The organism is Burkholderia sp. ZZQ-2, assembly GCF_050768715.1.
Classification (GTDB): Bacteria; Pseudomonadota; Gammaproteobacteria; order Burkholderiales; family Burkholderiaceae; genus Burkholderia; species Burkholderia cepacia.
Genome location: NZ_LDVA01000193.1, coordinates 11,917 through 28,975, shown reverse-complemented (window position 1 = coordinate 28,975; position 17,059 = coordinate 11,917). Strand labels below are relative to the sequence as shown.

General features: G+C 69.8%; 14 protein-coding genes. 9 read left to right on the top strand and 5 right to left on the bottom strand.

Annotation, left to right across the window (positions count from 1 at the left end):
• Positions 1 to 63: zinc-ribbon domain-containing protein (locus ABY44_RS12965; RefSeq protein WP_431641270.1), on the top strand; the 63-nt coding region annotated here is incomplete at its 5' end.
• A gap of 159 nt (positions 64 to 222) precedes the next feature.
• Here ABY44_RS12965 and ABY44_RS12960 read toward each other — a convergent pair.
• On the bottom strand, positions 223 to 1,101 hold the full coding sequence (locus ABY44_RS12960) for an AraC family transcriptional regulator (RefSeq protein WP_059490293.1): 879 nt from the start codon (positions 1,099 to 1,101) through the stop codon (positions 223 to 225).
• Positions 1,102 to 1,379: 278 nt separating this feature from the next.
• Between ABY44_RS12960 and ABY44_RS12955 the strand changes: the two genes are divergently transcribed.
• From ABY44_RS12955 to eutC, 4 genes are all read left to right on the top strand, one after another.
• Positions 1,380 to 2,843, top strand: coding sequence for a mechanosensitive ion channel (locus ABY44_RS12955; RefSeq protein ID WP_059687899.1), 1,464 nt, complete (start codon positions 1,380 to 1,382; stop codon positions 2,841 to 2,843).
• A 247-nt stretch (positions 2,844 to 3,090) separates the two neighbouring features.
• The gene (gene eat, locus ABY44_RS12950; RefSeq protein WP_059694466.1) at positions 3,091 to 4,503 is read left to right on the top strand and encodes an ethanolamine permease; all 1,413 of its coding nucleotides are present in this window, start codon (positions 3,091 to 3,093) and stop codon (positions 4,501 to 4,503) included.
• A gap of 95 nt (positions 4,504 to 4,598) precedes the next feature.
• Positions 4,599 to 5,996 carry an ethanolamine ammonia-lyase subunit EutB gene (locus ABY44_RS12945; RefSeq protein WP_027788688.1) on the top strand — a complete coding sequence of 466 codons (1,398 nt, stop codon included), beginning with the start codon at positions 4,599 to 4,601 and terminating at the stop codon, positions 5,994 to 5,996.
• A complete protein-coding gene (gene eutC, locus ABY44_RS12940) occupies positions 5,993 to 6,787 on the top strand; it encodes an ethanolamine ammonia-lyase subunit EutC (protein ID WP_021164100.1) in 795 nt (264 codons plus the stop codon). The genes ABY44_RS12945 and eutC overlap by 4 nt, the downstream gene beginning before the upstream one ends.
• Before the next feature lie 98 nt (positions 6,788 to 6,885).
• Here the strand turns inward: eutC and ABY44_RS12935 are convergent, their stop codons facing one another.
• Positions 6,886 to 7,770 carry a LysR family transcriptional regulator gene (locus ABY44_RS12935; RefSeq protein WP_060174961.1) on the bottom strand — a complete coding sequence of 295 codons (885 nt, stop codon included), beginning with the start codon at positions 7,768 to 7,770 and terminating at the stop codon, positions 6,886 to 6,888.
• A gap of 155 nt (positions 7,771 to 7,925) precedes the next feature.
• Between ABY44_RS12935 and ABY44_RS12930 the strand changes: the two genes are divergently transcribed.
• Complete coding sequence (locus ABY44_RS12930) at positions 7,926 to 9,539, top strand: MFS transporter (RefSeq protein WP_060174962.1); 1,614 nt, start codon at positions 7,926 to 7,928, stop codon at positions 9,537 to 9,539.
• A gap of 108 nt (positions 9,540 to 9,647) precedes the next feature.
• On the opposite strand, the gene ABY44_RS12925 is transcribed toward ABY44_RS12930, so the two are convergent.
• The gene (locus tag ABY44_RS12925) at positions 9,648 to 10,076 is read right to left on the bottom strand and encodes a pyridoxamine 5'-phosphate oxidase family protein (protein ID WP_230942725.1); all 429 of its coding nucleotides are present in this window, start codon (positions 10,074 to 10,076) and stop codon (positions 9,648 to 9,650) included.
• 320 nt (positions 10,077 to 10,396) lie between these two features.
• Here ABY44_RS12925 and exaC point away from each other — a divergent pair, with 320 nt between their 5' ends.
• The 3 genes from exaC to ABY44_RS12910 all read left to right on the top strand — a co-directional run bounded on the left by exaC (position 10,397) and on the right by ABY44_RS12910 (position 14,086).
• Positions 10,397 to 11,923 (top strand): acetaldehyde dehydrogenase ExaC, encoded by a 1,527-nt coding sequence (gene exaC, locus ABY44_RS12920; protein ID WP_021163584.1) that lies wholly within the window; start codon positions 10,397 to 10,399, stop codon positions 11,921 to 11,923.
• 380 nt (positions 11,924 to 12,303) lie between these two features.
• The gene (locus tag ABY44_RS12915) at positions 12,304 to 12,849 is read left to right on the top strand and encodes a hypothetical protein (RefSeq protein WP_060174963.1); all 546 of its coding nucleotides are present in this window, start codon (positions 12,304 to 12,306) and stop codon (positions 12,847 to 12,849) included.
• Positions 12,850 to 13,054: 205 nt separating this feature from the next.
• A complete protein-coding gene (locus ABY44_RS12910; protein WP_060174964.1) occupies positions 13,055 to 14,086 on the top strand; it encodes a helix-turn-helix domain-containing protein in 1,032 nt (343 codons plus the stop codon).
• Between the two features lie 135 nt (positions 14,087 to 14,221).
• Here the strand turns inward: ABY44_RS12910 and ABY44_RS12905 are convergent, their stop codons facing one another.
• Together ABY44_RS12905 and ABY44_RS12900 are read right to left on the bottom strand one after the other, a co-directional pair.
• A complete protein-coding gene (locus tag ABY44_RS12905; protein WP_060174965.1) occupies positions 14,222 to 15,352 on the bottom strand; it encodes a hypothetical protein in 1,131 nt (376 codons plus the stop codon).
• Positions 15,349 to 17,052 (bottom strand): thiamine pyrophosphate-binding protein, encoded by a 1,704-nt coding sequence (locus ABY44_RS12900; protein WP_060174966.1) that lies wholly within the window; start codon positions 17,050 to 17,052, stop codon positions 15,349 to 15,351. The genes ABY44_RS12905 and ABY44_RS12900 overlap by 4 nt, the downstream gene beginning before the upstream one ends.
• Positions 17,053 to 17,059: the final 7 nt, after the last annotated feature.

The window sequence follows — 17,059 nt, the reverse complement described above, 5'->3', positions numbered from 1 at the left end:
TGCCATGCGGCGCTGGCGGCCGACGCGCGGTTCTGTCCCGGCTGCGGGACGCAGGCGGCTTGAAGAGGTCCGCGCGTTCGTGCCGGCTGCGCATGAGCACAGGCCGGCACGCTTCGTTCGACGGCCGGCGCACCAGCCTGCCCGATATCGTCCCGGGCATGCTCGCGCCGGCAATATCGTCGCGGCCCGTCCAGATACACGGCTCCACGACGCCCCCTTTGCTCAGCGCAGCGGCAGATGAATTTCGGTACGCAGGTCGGCCGGCGCCGCATCCATCGGCGTGTTGAGGTACAGCTCGAACGGCGGCGCGTCGGCGGCTTCGCGGCCCGAATGACGCAGCCAGTCGCCGTAGAGCCACTGGTAGGCCGTCTTCAGGTCCGCGTACGGCCCCGTATGCAGCAGCACCGCGTACTCGCCGCCCGCGACCGTCGCGCGTTCGACCGGCGGCACGGGCTCGACGTCCGGCGCGCCGTCGGCCGGCATGAAACACGCCTTCGCGCGCAGCTGCGCTTCGGGCGTCGTGTCCGGATCGTCGTAGAAAATGCCGATCATCTTCGCGCCCGGGCCGATCAGCCCGTGCTGCCCGACCCACGCGCCGATCCGCCCGAACGCGTCGCCGACCTTCATGTACGCGCCCGTGTGCGCTACCGCGTAGCCACGCAGTTCCGGCAGCCGCCGGATTTCGACTTCATGCTTGAACATGTCTTCCTCTCCTCTCTGTAGTGGATAGATGGGCCGGTGGCTGCCCGTGCGCCGGTGCTGCGCGGGCGGCACACCGTATGCGTCGCGAAACGCCCGCGCGAACGCGTGCGTCGAACCGTAGCCCGCGCGCCGCGCGATCTCGTCGATCGGCCGCGCCGTGCACACGAGATCCTCGGACGCGCGCACGATCCGCATCCGCCGCACCGTCAGCACGATCGATTCGCCGTACAGCGCGCGATAGACGCGCTGCCAGTGATACGGCGACAGGCACGCGACTTCCGCGAGCCGGTTCAGGTCGAGCGGGCCGTCGAGGTGCGCGCGGATGTATTCGTGGACGCGCGCCACGCTTGCCGCGTAGCGGGCCCAGGCAGGCTGGTCGGGTTTCGTTTCGACGGTCATCGGCGTATCCGGGCAGGAACCGACGCCACGGTAGCACGGTGCGAATTGATAAATCTTGCGGAAATACGCAGGCGCGCCGACCCGTCGGGCCCTTTTTCATTTTGACGAAATGGGGTCTTGCCCCTCTGCGATCTCTGACTAAAGTTAAAGACGGTGAAATCGGGTGATCGCGTCATTTTTCTCGGGTAAGTTGCTCCGTCGGGGCAGCACGCTTTTCGAAGTACGCAGGTAGTTCGTCGATGTCCAATCGCAACACCACGTTTTCGGGAGAAGAAGAAATGGATGCTTCCAGCTTCATCACGTCGCTGCAGACCACGCTAGGGGGGTATCTGCCAAAGATTGCCGGCGCGATCGGCATCCTGGTGATCGGCTGGCTGATCGCCGTCGTGGTGCGGGCCGGCGCGATGCGTCTGCTCGGCGCGCTGAAGGTCGATCAGCGGATCAACGAAAGCACCGGCCAGGGCGCATGCGTCGAGCGCATCATCGCCGGCGGACTGTTCTGGCTCGTGCTGCTGGTCACCGCGGTGGGCATCTTCAACGTGCTCAACCTGTATGCGGTCTCCAACCCGTTCTCGCTGCTCGTCACCCACATCGTCAACTACCTGCCGAACCTGATCGGCGGCGCGGCGCTGACGCTGATCGCGTGGCTCATCGCGTCGCTGCTGCGCAGCCTCGCGAACCGCGCGCTGAAGGCGAGCAAGATCGACGACAAATTGTCCGAAGGCGCCGGCTTGCAGCCGATGAGCGGTTATCTCGGCGACGTGCTGTTCTGGCTCGTTATCCTGATGTTCCTGCCGGCGATCCTCGCGTCGTTCGCGCTGTCGGGGCTGCTGACGCCCGTGCAGGGGATGGTCGACAAGCTGCTCGCGATCGTGCCGAACCTGTTCGCGGCCGCGGTGATCGGCATCGTCGGCTGGATCGTCGCGCGCGTGCTGCGCGGCCTCGTGACGAACCTGCTCGTCGCCGCCGGCGCCGACCGCCTCACGCAGCGTCTCGACAGCCCGACGCCCGTGCGCGTGTCGAGCCTGATCGGCACGGTCGTCTACGTGTTCGTGTTCGTGCCGACGCTGATCTCCGCGCTCGACGCGCTGAAGATCGACGCGATCTCGGTGCCGGCCACCAACATGCTGAACCAGTTCCTCGGCGCGGTGCCGGACATCGTCGCGGCGATCGTGATCGTGCTGGTGACGTTCTACTTCGCGCGCTTCGTCGCGTCGCTCGCGCAGAAGCTGCTGGAAGCCGCGGGCGCCGACGGGCTCCCGGCCGTGCTCGGCGTCGAGCGCGTGTTCTCGGGGATCCTGCAGCCGTCGGTGCTGGTGGCGCGGCTGATCGTGTTCTTCGCGATGCTGTTCGCCTCGGTCGAAGCGGCGAACCGGCTCGGCTTCTCGCAGGTGCGCGACGTCGTCACGCTGTTCATCGAATTCGGCGGCCACGTGCTGACGGGCGGCGTGATCCTCGTGATCGGCGTGTGGCTCGCGGGCCTCGCGCGCCGCGTGATCGAGCAGGCCGACCGCGAGCACAGCGTGCTGTTCGCGCGCATCGCGCAATTCGCGATCCTCGGCCTCGTGTTCGCGATGGGGCTGCGCGCGATGGGCATCGCGAACGAGATCGTGCAGCTCGCGTTCGGCCTCGTGCTCGGTGCGATCGCTGTGGCGGTGGCGCTGTCGTTCGGCCTCGGCGGCCGCGAAGCGGCCGGCAAGCTGCTCGACCGCTGGTTCAACCAGCGCGGCGGCGGGCAATAAGTCTTGTGCGTCGATCATCCGTCCGGCCGCTTCGTGCGGCCGGCGGCGGCGGTCGCAGCGGGGCGGGCCCGGCATCGGCGCCTTTCGCGCATCGGGAGGCCGTACACGCCCGGAACAGGCGTTTCCGTCAGCGAAATGTCAGCCGCGATCTTTGCCGAATTTCGATAACACGTCGTTTAATGACTCTCTAGCATCGATTCTCAGTCGCGCAGGCCGCCAGGCCCGGCGCATTTGAGGAGAGAGTCCGATGAAAGCAGAGTCGAATGGCCGGCCCGCCGCCGGCGCCAAGTCGTCCGGCCAGCCCGCGCTGCAGCAGACGCTCGGGACCTGGCAACTGTGGGGCATCGCGGTCGGCCTCGTGATTTCCGGCGAATACTTCGGCTGGAGTTACGGCTGGGCGAGCGCCGGCACGCTGGGTTTCGTCATCACCGCGCTGTTCGTCGCGGCGATGTACACGACCTTCATCTTCAGTTTCACCGAGCTGACGACGTCGATCCCGCACGCGGGCGGCCCGTTCGCGTATGCACGCCGCGCGTTCGGCCCGACCGGCGGTTATCTCGCCGGCGCGGCGACGCTCGTCGAATTCGTGTTCGCGCCGCCCGCGATCGCGCTCGCGATCGGCGCGTACCTGCACGTGCAGTTTCCGGGGCTCGAACCCAAGCATGCGGCGATGGGCGCGTATCTCGTGTTCATGGCGCTGAACATCGTCGGCGTGCAGATCGCGGCGACCTTCGAGCTGGTCGTGACGCTGTTCGCGATCTTCGAGCTGCTGGTGTTCATGGGCGTCGTGTCGCCGGGCTTCGCGTGGAGCAACTTCATGAAGGGCGGCTGGTCGGGTGCCGATCATTTCAGCCTGGGCGCGTTCCACGGGATGTTCGCGGCGATCCCGTTCGCGATCTGGTTCTTCCTCGCGATCGAAGGCGTCGCGATGGCCGCCGAAGAGGCGAAGAACCCGAAGCGCTCGATTCCGATCGCGTACGTGGCCGGGATCCTGACGCTCGTCATTCTCGCGATCGGCGTGATGGTGTTCGCCGGCGGCGCAGGCGACTGGACCAAGCTCGCGAACATCAACGACCCGCTGCCGCAGGCGATGAAGTACATCGTCGGCGAGAACAGCGGCTGGATGCACATGCTCGTGTGGCTCGGCCTGTTCGGCCTCGTCGCGTCGTTCCACGGGATCATCCTCGGTTATTCGCGCCAGATATTCGCGCTGGCCCGCGAAGGCTACCTGCCGGAGTGGCTCGGCAAGGTGCATCCGCGCTTCAAGACCCCGCACCGCGCGATTCTCGCGGGCGGCGTGGTCGGCATCGCGGCGATCTACAGCGACGAGCTGATCCAGTTCGGCGGGCAGACGCTGACCGCGAATATCGTGACGATGTCGGTATTCGGCGCGATCGTGATGTATATCGTGAGCATGGCGTCGCTGTTCAAGCTGCGCCGCACGCAGCCGAACATGGCGCGGCCGTTCCGTGCGCCGCTGTACCCGATCTTCCCGGCCTTCGCGATCCTGGCGGCGCTCGTCTGCCTCGGTACGATGGTGTATTTCAACGGGCTGGTCGCGCTGGTGTTCGTCGGCTTCCTCGCGGTCGGCTACGCGTACTTCCTCGCGACGCGTTCGCAGCGGGCGAGCGCGCCGGGCGACGCGCTGCTGGAGGAGTGAGCAGGTGAAGGTGAACGGCCGTTCCTGACGGCATCCGGCGCGCCCCGTCGAACGGGCGCGCCGTCGGCTTTTGGCAAGGCAAGGAGACTCGCACGATGTCCTATACGGAGACGATCGGCCCGCGCACGTACCGTTTCGCGGACCTGAAGACGCTGCTCGCGAAAGCGAGCCCGCTGCGTTCCGGCGACCAGCTCGCCGGTGTCGCGGCGGCGAGCGAGGAGGAGCGCGTGGCCGCGAAGATCGCGCTCGCGGGCGTGCCGCTGAAGGCGTTCCTGAACGAGGCGGTGATTCCGTACGAACACGACGAGGTCACGCGCCTGATCCTCGACGATCACGATGCGGCGGCGTTCGCGGAAATCTCGCACCTCACCGTCGGCGACTTCCGCAACTGGCTGCTGTCGCCCGCCGCCGACGGCGCGGCACTCGAACGGATCGCGCCGGGCCTCACGCCCGAGATGGTCGCCGCCGTGTCGAAGCTGATGCGCAACCAGGACCTGATCGCGGCGGCGCGAAAGCGCCGCGTCGTCACGCGCTTTCGCAACACGGTCGGGCTGCCGGGCCGGATGTCGGTGCGGCTGCAGCCGAACCACCCGACCGACGACGTGAAGGGGATCGCCGCGTCGATGCTCGACGGGCTGATGTACGGCTGCGGCGACGCGATGATCGGCATCAACCCGGCCACCGACAGCCTCGCGGCGATCGTGAAGCTGCTCGCGATGATCGACGGATTCCGCGAACGCTACGGCGTGCCGACGCAGTCGTGCGTGCTCACGCACGTGACCAACACGATCGCGGCGGTCGAGAAGGGCGCGCCGGTCGATCTGGTGTTCCAGTCGATCGCGGGCACCGAGAAGGCGAACGCGAGCTTCGGCATCTCGCTCGCGCTGCTCGGCGAGGCGCGCGAAGCCGCGCTGTCGCTCAAGCGCGGCACCGTCGGCAACAATCTCATGTACTTCGAGACGGGGCAGGGCAGCGCGTTGTCGGCGAACGCGCATTTCGGCGTCGATCAGCAGACCTGCGAAGTGCGCGCGTATGCGGTGGCGCGCAAGTTCGAGCCGTTCCTCGTGAACACGGTGGTCGGCTTCATCGGGCCCGAATACCTGTACGACGGCAAGCAGATCATCCGCGCGGGGCTCGAGGATCACTTCTGCGGGAAGCTGCTCGGCGTGCCGATGGGCTGCGACATCTGCTACACGAACCACGCGGAAGCCGACCAGGACGACATGGACACGCTGCTGACGCTGCTGGGCGCGGCCGGCATCAACTTCATCATGGGGATTCCGGGCGCGGACGACGTGATGCTGAACTACCAGAGCACGTCGTTTCACGACCAGCTCTACGTGCGCGAGGTGCTCGGCCTGCGCCGCGCGCCGGAATTCGAGGAGTGGCTGGAGACGATGGAGATCGCCGACGCGCACGGTGCATTGCGCGCCGCGAGCTCGCGCGTGCCGCTGCTCGCGGGTGCGAACGACTGGATGGGGATTTCGGCATGAGCGACGCCGTCGAAAAGAATCCGTGGGGCCAGCTGAAGTCGTTCACGAACGCGCGGATCGCGCTCGGCCGCGCGGGCAACAGCCTGCCGACCGCGCCGCTGCTGGCCTTCAACCTGTCGCACGCGCAGGCGCGTGACGCGGTGCACCAGCCGCTCGACTCGGACGCGCTGCGGCGCGAGATCGAGGCGGCCGGCCTGCTGCCGACGCTCGGCGTGCAGAGCGCCGCGCCCGACCGTGACCACTATCTGCGCCGGCCCGATCTCGGCCGCAAGCTGTCGGACGACAGCCGCGGGCTGCTCGCCGGTTACGGCGCGGCGCTCGACGACGCGCCCGATGTCGTGTTCGTGGTCGGCGACGGGCTCTCGGCGTTCGCGGCCGCGAAGCAGGCACTGCCGCTGCTGCAGGCCGTGCGGCCGCGGCTCGACGCGGACGGCTGGCGGATCGGCCCGGTGGTGGTCGCGACGCAGGCGCGCGTCGCCCTCGGCGACGAGATCGGCGAGCTGCTGCGCGCGAAGGTCGTGGCGATGCTGATCGGCGAACGGCCGGGGCTCAGCTCGCCGGACAGCCTCGGCGTGTACCTCACGTGGGCGCCGAAGGTCGGCTGCCACGACGCGCTGCGCAACTGCATCTCGAACGTGCGGCCCGAAGGGCTGCCGTACGCGGCGGCCGCGCACAAGCTGCATTACCTGATGACGCATGCGCGCCGGCTCCAGCTGACGGGCGTCGGGCTGAAGGACGACAGCGATGCGCTGTTGCCGCAGGCGGAAGCGGAGCGGATCGGGGCGGACTGAAAACGGTCGCACGCGGGCCGCTCCCGCATCGCGGGTTGCGTGCTTTTCGGGCGGCACGAGGGGCACGAGGGGCGGCTGTCGAGGCGCCCGCTACCCGGCTACCTGAACAGCCGCTCGCACAGAAAATCGACGAACACGCGCAGCTTCGGCGACAACTGCCGGCTCGACGGCCACACGATCGAGAACTGCCCCGGCGCGATCCGGTAGTCGTCGAGCACGGTGACGAGCGCGCCGTGTTCGAGCGCGTCGCGTGCGAGGAAGTCGGGCATGTAGCCGATGCCGAGCCCCGCGAGCACGGTGCCGCGCAGGGCTTCCATGTTGTTGCAGGTCAGCGCGGTGCGCAGCTTCGGCGGCGTGCCGTCGGCGGCCGAGAGTGCCCAGTCCTGCAGCTTGCCGGTGGTCGGGAAGCAGTAGCGCACGCATTCGTGCCCTTCGAGATCGCGCGGCGTGCGCGGCGTGCCGGCCCGCGCGAGATACGCGGGCGTCGCGCACAGCACGAACGCAAACGGGCCGAGCCGCCGTGACATCAGGCTCGAATCGGACAGCGGGCCGCTGCGGATCGCCGCGTCGAAGCCGCCTTCGACGACATCCACCATCCGGTCGTTGAAATCGAGATCGAGCTCGACGTCCGGGTAGCGCTGCCGGAATTCGGGCAGCACCGGCAGCAGGAACCGGTAGCCGATCACCGGCAGGCTCACGCGCAGCCTGCCGCGCGGGCGCTGCGCCGACGCCGTCACGGTCGCTTCCGCGTCGCGGAAATCCTCGAGGATCCGCTGGCAACGTTCGTAGAAGTGGCGCCCCTCTTCGGTGAGGGTGACGCGGCGGGTCGTGCGGTTGAACAGGCGCACGCCCAGCGACTGTTCGAGTTTCGCGATCGTCTTGCCGACCGCCGACGCCGAGATGCCGAGCGCGCGGCCGGCCGCGACGAAGCTCAGCGCTTCGGCGGTGCGGACGAACGCGACGATGCCGGACAGGTTTTCCATCGAATCGAAGCGCGCTCGACGACGCGCGCGGTGAAGTGAATTGCGGAATTCTAGTCCGGTATATGCGGAACTTCGCGTGGTTTTTCTTCGATTGAATCGGATTTATCTTCTGTCGCTCTGACGGCGCATCCGCGCCGGCCTTTAGAGGAGCGATGATGGATCAGCCTTTTTCAGCCGCATCGACGCAGTCGGCACGCCGGCGCGCGTGGGTGCTGGCCGCCGTCTGCATGGCCGCCGTCGCGCTGCCGTTGTCGTTTTCGGGCGGCGCGGTCGCGACGCCCGCGATCGGCCGCGACCTGCACGGCGGCACGGTCGCGATGAACTGGATCACCAACGCGTTCATGCTCGCGTTCGGCAGCTGCCTGATGGCGGCGGGCGCGCTGGCCGACCAGTTCGGCCGCAAGCGCGTGTTCGCGATCGGCGTCGGCGGTTTCACGCTGATGTCGGTCGCGCTCGCGTTCGCGCCGTCGATGCTCGCGGTCGACCTGCTGCGCGCCGCGCAGGGGCTCGCGGCGGCCGCGGCGCTCGCGGGCGGCACGGCCGCGCTTGCGCAGGAGTTCGACGGCGCGGCGCGCACGCGCGCATTCAGCCTGCTCGGCACGACCTTCGGCATCGGGCTCGCGTTCGGGCCCGTGCTGGCCGGTGCGCTGATCGGGCACGGCGGCTGGCGCACGATCTTCGTGACGAGCGCGGTGGCCGGCGGGCTGTCGCTCGGCTTCGGGCTGCCGCGCATGCACGAGTCGCGCGACCCGCACGCGACGGGGCTCGACTGGCCCGGCACGGCCGCGTTCACCGCCGCGCTGACGCTGTTCACGTTCGGCGTGATCGAGGCCCCCGCACGCGGATGGTCGAACGCGCTCGTGATCGCGCTGCTGGCCGGCGCGGCGCTCGGCGCCTGCGCGTTCGTGGCGATCGAGACGCGGGTCGCGCGGCCGATGCTCGACCTGTCGCTGTTCCGGATCGCGCGCTTCGTCGGCGTGCAGGTGCTGCCGGTGTCGACCTGCTGCTGCTACATCGTGCTGCTCGTCGTGCTGCCGCTGCGCTTCATCGGCATCGACGGCTTCAGCGAGATCGACGCCGGCTGGCTGATGCTCGCGATTTCCGCGCCGATGCTGGTCGTGCCGCTGGTCGCGGCGACGCTCACGCGCTGGCTGTCGGCCGGCGTGATCTCGGGGCTCGGGCTGCTGATCGCGGCGGCCGGGCTGGTGTGGCTGGACGTCGCGCTGCGCGGCGGCGCGGGGCCGGCGGCGATCGCGCCGATGCTCGCGATCGGCGTCGGGGCCGGCATGCCGTGGGGGCTGATGGACGGGCTGTCGGTGAGCGTCGTGCCGAAGGAGCGCGCGGGGATGGCGACGGGCATCTTCAGCACGACGCGCGTGGCCGGCGAAGGGATCGCGCTCGCGATCGTCGGCGCGGTACTGGCCGCACTCGCGCAGACGGGGCTGCGACAGGCGGCGGGCGCCGCCGGCACGCCCGATGCGACGCTGCGTGCGGCCGCGCGGCTCGCGACCGGCGATCTCGCGGGCGCGGCGGCTGCATTGCCGGGTGTCGGCCAGGCGGCGCTGCTCGCGAGTTACGCGCATGCATTCGACCGGTTGCTGATCGGGCTGGCGGTCGTCACCGTGTTGTGTGCGGTGGTGGTGTTCGTGTTTCTCGGCGGGCGGCGGGTGGCTGCGGAAGCGGGCGACGGCACCGACGGGCACGCCCATGCCGACGTGCCGGTGCGCAACCGGATCGATGCGGCCTGCACGGAAACGCACGGGCGTTGAGCGGCGTATCGCCATGCACGGGCGCTTCGGCCACGGCAGCCGGAGCGCCGCGTCGTTTCATCGTCGTTTGCATCGCAAGCCGACGATCCGTTCAGTGCATCCCGTGAATCACGCCAGCACCAGCGGCGGCAGCGCCGCATCCGCGCGCGCCTGCGCCCGTTCCACTTCCACCACCACATAGCGCCGCGCGTCCGGCCACAGGTGGGCGCGGCCTTGCGCATCCTCGTCGATCGTCGCGCGGCCCTGCACGAGCCAGGTCGTCTGGCGCACGAAATCGACGAACAGCAGCGCGACGGCCGGATTCACGAGCAGGTTGCCGATCGTGTTGAACAGGTTGTTGCCCGCGAAGTCGGGCAGCACGAGCGTGCGGCGGTCGGGGATGTCGACGAGCGGCTCGAACGAGCCGTCGGCGCGCGGCTGGCGGCCGCGGTACGAGCAGTCGCTGTTGCCGCCTTCGTCGGCGGTCGCGACGATCAGGAACGCCTGCTCGCGGATGAACGCGATGGCGTCGTCGGTCAGGGGGCCGCGGTCGCTCATGGTGTCGGTCGGCGCACTCGCCGTTGCGTGGGAATGCACGATGCGCACGCAAGCGACATGCCACGCGTCGCGGCCGGCGTCCGCCTGCACGCGCGCCCGCGCACTGTGGAAATTTCGCACACCGGCCCGGCTGCTGCGCAATCGCGCTGTTCAGAATGGGTACACCCGCCGTGCTGCGTGGGTGAACACGGCACGGTGCGCACGCGGGCCGGCCGTGGTCGCCGTGCTTCCGTCCGGTTTGGCACGCATGTTGCGTAAACGGATGCAGCGCGATCCAACCGGCGCTGTACGCACACAAGCACGATGAACAGGAGACATGTATGAACCCGTTTGACCTGAAGCAACTGGGCCTCGACGTCGAATACCCGTACCGTCAGCAATACGACAACTACATCGGCGGCAAGTGGGTTCCGCCGGTGAAAGGCGAGTATTTCGAGAACGTGTCGCCGATCAACGGCCAGCCGTTCTGCCGCATTCCGCGCTCGGGCGCCGACGACATCGAGCTGGCGCTCGACGCCGCGCATGCCGCGCGCCGCAAGTGGGGCAAGACGTCCGTGGCCGAGCGCGCGAACCTGCTGCTCGCCGCCGCCGACCGGATGGAAAAGAACCTGAAGCTGCTGGCCGTGGCCGAGACGATCGACAACGGCAAGCCGCTGCGCGAGACGATGGCGGCCGACCTGCCGCTCGCGATCGACCACTTCCGCTACTTCGCGGGCTGCATCCGCGCGCAGGAAGGCGGCATCTCCGAGATCGACGACAACACCGTCGCATACCACTTCCACGAGCCGCTCGGCGTCGTCGGCCAGATCATCCCGTGGAACTTCCCGCTGCTGATGGCCGCATGGAAGCTCGCGCCGGCGCTCGCGGCCGGCTGCTGCGTCGTGATGAAGCCGGCCGAGCAGACGCCTGCGTCGGTGCTCGTGCTGATGGAGCTGATCGGCGACCTGTTCCCGGCCGGCACGATCAACATCGTGAACGGCTTCGGCAAGGAAGCGGGCGAAGCGCTCGCGACCAGCAAGCGGATCGCGAAGATCGCGTTCACGGGCTCGACGCCGGTCGGCAAGCACATCCTGCGCGCGGCGGCCGACAGCCTGATCCCGTCGACGGTCGAACTGGGCGGCAAGAGCCCGAACATCTTCTTCGCCGACGTGCTCGACCAGGACGACGCGTTCCTCGACAAGGCACTCGAAGGGCTCGCGATGTTCGCGCTGAACCAGGGCGAGGTGTGCACGTGCCCGTCGCGGATCCTGATCCAGGAATCGATCTACGAGAAGTTCATCGAGAAGGCGGTCGCGCGCGTCGAGCGCATCAAGGCCGGCCACCCGCTCGACCTGCAGACGATGATCGGCGCGCAGGCGTCGCAGCAGCAGCTCGACAAGATTCTGTCGTACATCGACATCGGCCGCGGCGAAGGCGCGCAATGCCTGACGGGCGGCGAACGCACGGCGCCGGCCGCCGGCCTCGACACGGGCTACTACGTGAAGCCGACGATGCTGCTCGGCAACAACAAGATGCGCGTGTTCCAGGAAGAGATCTTCGGGCCGGTCGCGTCGGTGATGACGTTCAAGGACGAGCAGGAAGCGATCGAACTCGCGAACGACACGTTCTACGGGCTCGGCGCGGGCGTGTGGACGCGCAACGGCACGCGTGCGTACCGGATGGGCCGCGAGGTCGAGGCCGGCCGCGTGTGGACCAACTGCTACCACCTGTACCCCGCGCACGCGGCGTTCGGCGGCTACAAGCAGTCGGGGATCGGCCGCGAGACGCACAAGATGGCGCTGTCGAACTATCAGCAGACGAAGTGCCTGCTGGTCAGCTACCAGGCCGAGGCGCTCGGGTTCTTCTGACCCGGGGCGTCGACGCAGTGGCGGAGCGCCGGGATCGGCCGGCAGGGTAGCGCCGGCCGGGACGATCGCCGGGGTTCGTTGGTGGGGCGCGTGGCGCACTGGCTGCGTTCGACGTTCGATGGTCGGGTGACGTTTGCCCGTCCGTCGAGCGTTGCACATGCGGGTGCGATGCGGCGGCTACCGGCTATCGGCTGGTGACCGTCGGCCTATCCGGCCACCCGGCCACCCGGCCACCCGGCCACCCGGCACTTCGCCATTTTCGACTTCGACATCCGACCCCCGGCGTCGGCCGGGCATCGTCGCGGCCGGCGCCGGAAACGATACCGGCCGTCGTGTCGTCGCTGCGGCACGGCGCGCCGATGCGTGTAACGAAAACCAGCATGGCAGAACTGCCCCGATCCTTTCCGCGTCACCCCGTGTTCCATGCGGGCGAACTCGACGCGCAGCACCGCTTCGGCGTGGCCGACGAAGCCGAGCGGATGAGCGACGTGGTGACGACACGCGTGAGCATCGGCGTGCGGCAGTTCGTCGAATCTCAGCCGTTCATGTTCGTCGCCACCACAGGCGGCTCGCGCACATCCGTGAGCTGCGACATCGTGCCGGGCATGCGCGATGCGAACGGCGATCTGCTGCCGGTCGTCCGCGTGATCGACACGAAGACGCTGCGGTTCGCGTTGCCTGCCGCCCCCGGCGCCGGGGGCCGGATCGATGCGGCGGCATGCGACGGCAGCGGCGTCGGGTTGCTGTTCGTCGACTTCGTGCGCGGCATCCGCTACCGGATCAACGGTCGCGCGACGCTGCGCGCCGATTTGCCCGAAGCCGACGCGGCGCCCTGGCCGGCCGGAAGCGCGATCGTCGAGCTGGCGGTCGCGCAGGCGTATGGCAATTGCGGCACGCGGGTCGTCCGGCTGAAGCCGGCCGGGTAGCCGGGATTCGGTGGCCGGCGGCGGTCGAGATGCGCGGTCGTCGCGCGGATCGCACCGGCGGCGTGCGCGCCACGCCGCCTTCGGGTGCGCCCGGATGGCGCGCAACGGCCGGGCAACGTGGAATGACGGGCCGTGCGCCGAACCGCGCGGTTCGGCACGGGACTTGCGTGACAGACGCGGTTCCGGGCAGGTGAGGGAGGACACGATGGACCAACACGTGGCGTATAGCGAAGAACCGACGGCCGAAGACACGCGGCGCAACGCGCAGGGCGACGATGCGCTGGCCGGGCAGGCGGTCGTCAGCGTCGCGCACGACGCCGACGAGCAGGCGCGCAACCTGATCGGCTGGCGGCAGACCTACGACCAGCTCGCGGCCGGCCGTTTCGTCGGCACGCTGACCGAGCTGCCGCTCGACACGATGAAACTGTTTCGGGAATCGACGAGCCACCTGCTGCGCCAGGCATGCGAGGTGCGCGGCGATGCGTACTGGTTCGGCATCCCGCTCGTGAGCGACGGCACCGCGCGCGTCGATGCGTGCCGCATCGGGCCCGGCGCGCTCGCGTTCCGGCCCGGCAACGTCGAATTCGAACTGGTGACGCCCGCGCAGTTCTCGATCTACGGGATCGTCGTGCGCGGCGACGTGCTGCGCCGTTATGCGGAGGAGGTCGAACACCGCGCACTCGACGAGGGGCTGTTCACGCAGCGCGTGATGCAGGTCGGCGATGCGCGGCTCGCGCGCCTGTGCGCGCTGCTCGGCCGCCGGCTCGACGGGGCGGTGGCGATGGCCGGCCCGCTGGCCGATGCGCAGCGCGACGACCTGCAGGCCGAGGTGCTGGCCGCGCTGTTCGACGTGTGCGCGCAACCGGCCGACGACGATGCCGGCCGCGCGCCGTCGATGCGCCGCTGGATCGTCGAACAGGCGCGTGACTACGTGCTCGCGCACCGCACGCGCCCGGTCGGCGTGCCCGAACTGTGCGAGCAGTTGCACGTGAGCCGGCGCACGCTGCAGTACTGCTTCCAGGACGTGCTCGGCATGGCGCCCGCCACCTACCTGCGCACGCTGCGGCTGAACGGTGCGCGGCGCGACCTGTGCGGCCGCGCGGCCGGTTCGGTGCAGGACGTTGCGGAGGCGTGGGGCTTCTGGCATCTCAGCCAGTTCGCGACCGATTACCGGCGGCTGTTCGGCAAGCGGCCGTCGGAGACGCTGCGCGATCGCGCGGTGATGGTGGCGGGGTGAGCGCGGGGCGGCAGTCGGGGTGAGCCTGGCTCAGGCTCAGGCTCGGACTCGGACTCGGACTCGGACTCGGACTCCGGCTCCGGCGGCTCAGGCTCAGGCTCAGGCTCAGGCTCAGGCTCAGGCGGCGCGGGCACGCTATTGCGCTTTCGGCCACGCAGTCCGGTTTTCCTGCGCGGCGATCTCCGCGGCTTTGCGCGGCGCGGGCCAGGCCAGCGTGTCCCAGTCGATCGCCCGGTAAGCGGCCTCGACCGCCGCGAGATCGGCCGGCCGCTCGCTGCGATGCAGCCCGCGCAATTCGGCCGGCACGTCGAGCGCGACCGGCACGCAATGCGGATAGTCGCGCACGCGCAGCGCCGGCCCGATCGTCGTGAAGCACGCGAGCGTCGGCACGTCGAAACCGTCGGCGAGGTGCAGCGCGGCCGTGTCGGGCGCGAACAGCAGGCTGGCGCCCTTGACCCATGCGATGAACCGGGCCGTATCGCCTGCCGCATCGGCGCTCACGTCGACATACGCGGGATGCGCGACCGGCCCGAACCCGGCCACCGGCAAGCCGTAGCGCCGGGCCAGCTGTTCGACGAACGTTGCCCGGAGGGCAGGCGGCACGCTGCGCAACGCGGTGCTCGCGTTCGGACAGAACAGCACGTACGGACGCTGCCACTGCGCGGGCAACGCGGGCAACGGCAGCCGCGCGAGCCAGCGGTTGCGCCTGGCCGACGCCGGCACCGAGGCAGGCTCCACGCCGAGCGCGTCGAGGAAGAAATCGATCATCGGCAACCGCGCGAACGCGGGCCAGTACAGGTGATTGCCGACGTCGATGCACGGCGCGTCCGCCGGCAGCGCGTCGGCGGGGTACGGCAGCGCGCGCGACGGCGCGACGATGTCGGCCGCGAGCGCGTACAGCGCATCGACGTAGCGCGGCGCGCGGGCAGGCCGGTACAGCGTGAAGCCCAGGCCCGGGTGCGCTGCGCGCAGCGCGGCGAGGGCGGTGAGCCCGATCACCGAATCGCCGAGCGTGACCCCCATCCCGTTGATCACGTGCACCTGCCGTGCGCGGCCATAGTCGAGCCGGAACGGCCGGTGCGCCGCGTGCAGCAGGCCGCGCGCGGGCGCGGCCGCGACGTGGCCGGCGGCACGCGCGTCGCCGTGCTCGAGGTCGTAGGGCGCGACGAGCGTGCCGTCCGGTGCGAGCAGCGTGCCGGGGAGCGCGAGCGCGTCGTCGTGCGACAGCGCGCCGGCAGGCGGCGCGGCGTGCGTGCTCACCGTCATCCGCCGCGCGCGCGGCGGCCCTGTTCGCGGATCTGCTCGAGGGTCGCGGCCGGCGTGCTGGCGTCCTGCGGGATGCGGATCTCGATCAGCGCGGGCAGCCCGCAGGTCAGCGCGCGTTCGAGCGCGGGCGCGAAATCGGCGGTGCGCTCGACGGTCTCGCCATGTGCGCCGAATGCGCGCGCATACGCGGCGAAATCGGGATTCGTGAGCCCCGTGCCGTGCACGCGGCCCGGGTAGTTGCGCTCCTGATGCATGCGGATCGTGCCGAAATGCCCGTTGTTGACGACGATTGCCACGATGTTCAGCCCGTACTGCATCGCGGTCGCGAACTCGTTGCCGGCCATCATGAAGCAGCCGTCTCCCGCGAGCGCGACGACGGCGCGCGACGGGTACAGCGACTTCGCGGCGAGCGCGGCCGGCAGCCCGTAGCCCATCGCGCCGCTCGTCGGCGCGAGCTGCGAGCGGAAGTGCCGGTACGCGAAGTGGCGATGCAGCCAGATCGCATAGTTGCCCGCGCCGTTGGTGAGGATTGCGTCGTGCGGCAGGCGCTCGCGCAACTGCACCATCACGTCGCCGAGCTGGACGTCGCCGGGCATCGGCAGCGGCGCATGCCATTCGCGATACGCGCGATGCGCGTCGGCGGCGCTGCCGGCCCACGCGGGGTGCTCGGGCGGCTCGAGCGCGGCGAGCGGCGCGGCGATCTCGGGCATCCCGGACACGATCGGCAGGTCGGCCGCATACACGCGGCCGAGCTCGTCCGCGCCCTGGTGCACGTGAACGAGCGTCTGGCGTGTCTTCGGGATGTCGAGCAGCGTGTAGCCGCCGGTCGTCGCTTCGCCGAGGCGCGGCCCGATCACGAGCAGCAGGTCGGCGTCGCGGATGCGCTTCGCGAGCGCGGGGTTGATCCCGAGCCCGACATCGCCCGCATAGTTCGGGTGCGCGTTGTCGATCGTGTCCTGGTAGCGGAACGCGCAGGCCACCGGCAACTGCCAGCGCTCGACGAAGGTGCGCAGGTTCGCGCACGCGTCGGGCGTCCAGCCGCTGCCGCCGACGATCGCGAACGGACGTTCGGCGCGCGCGAGCCGCTCGCGCAGCTCGTCGAGCTGCGCGGCCGACGGCGCGGCCGCGACGCGTTTCGCGGCCGGCACGACGGGCTGCGGCGCGCAGGCTTCGGACAGCACGTCCTCCGGCAGCGCGAGCACGACCGGGCCGGGCCGGCCGGCGGTCGCGACGTGGAACGCATGGCTCAGGTACTCGGGAATGCGGCGCGGATCGTCGATCTGCGCGACCCATTTCGCCATCTGGCCGAACATCCGCCGGTAGTCGATTTCCTGGAAGGCTTCGCGGTCGAGGTGCTCGCGCGCGCACTGGCCGACGAACAGGATCATCGGCGTCGAATCCTGGAACGCGGTGTGTACGCCGATCGACGCATGGGTCGCGCCGGGCCCGCGCGTGACGAACGCGATGCCGGGGCGGCCGGTCAGCTTGCCGACCGCCTCGGCCATGTTCGCGGCGGCCGCCTCGTGGCGGCAGACGACCGTCTGGATGCGCGCGGTGTCGTCCGCCAGCGCATCGAGTACGGCGAGGAAACTCTCGCCGGGCACGCAGAACACGCGTTCGACGTGATTGGCGAGCAACGCATCGACGAGCAGTCGCGCGCCGGTGGTGGCGGGCTGCTCGAGATCCTTGGAATGCGACATGGGCTGC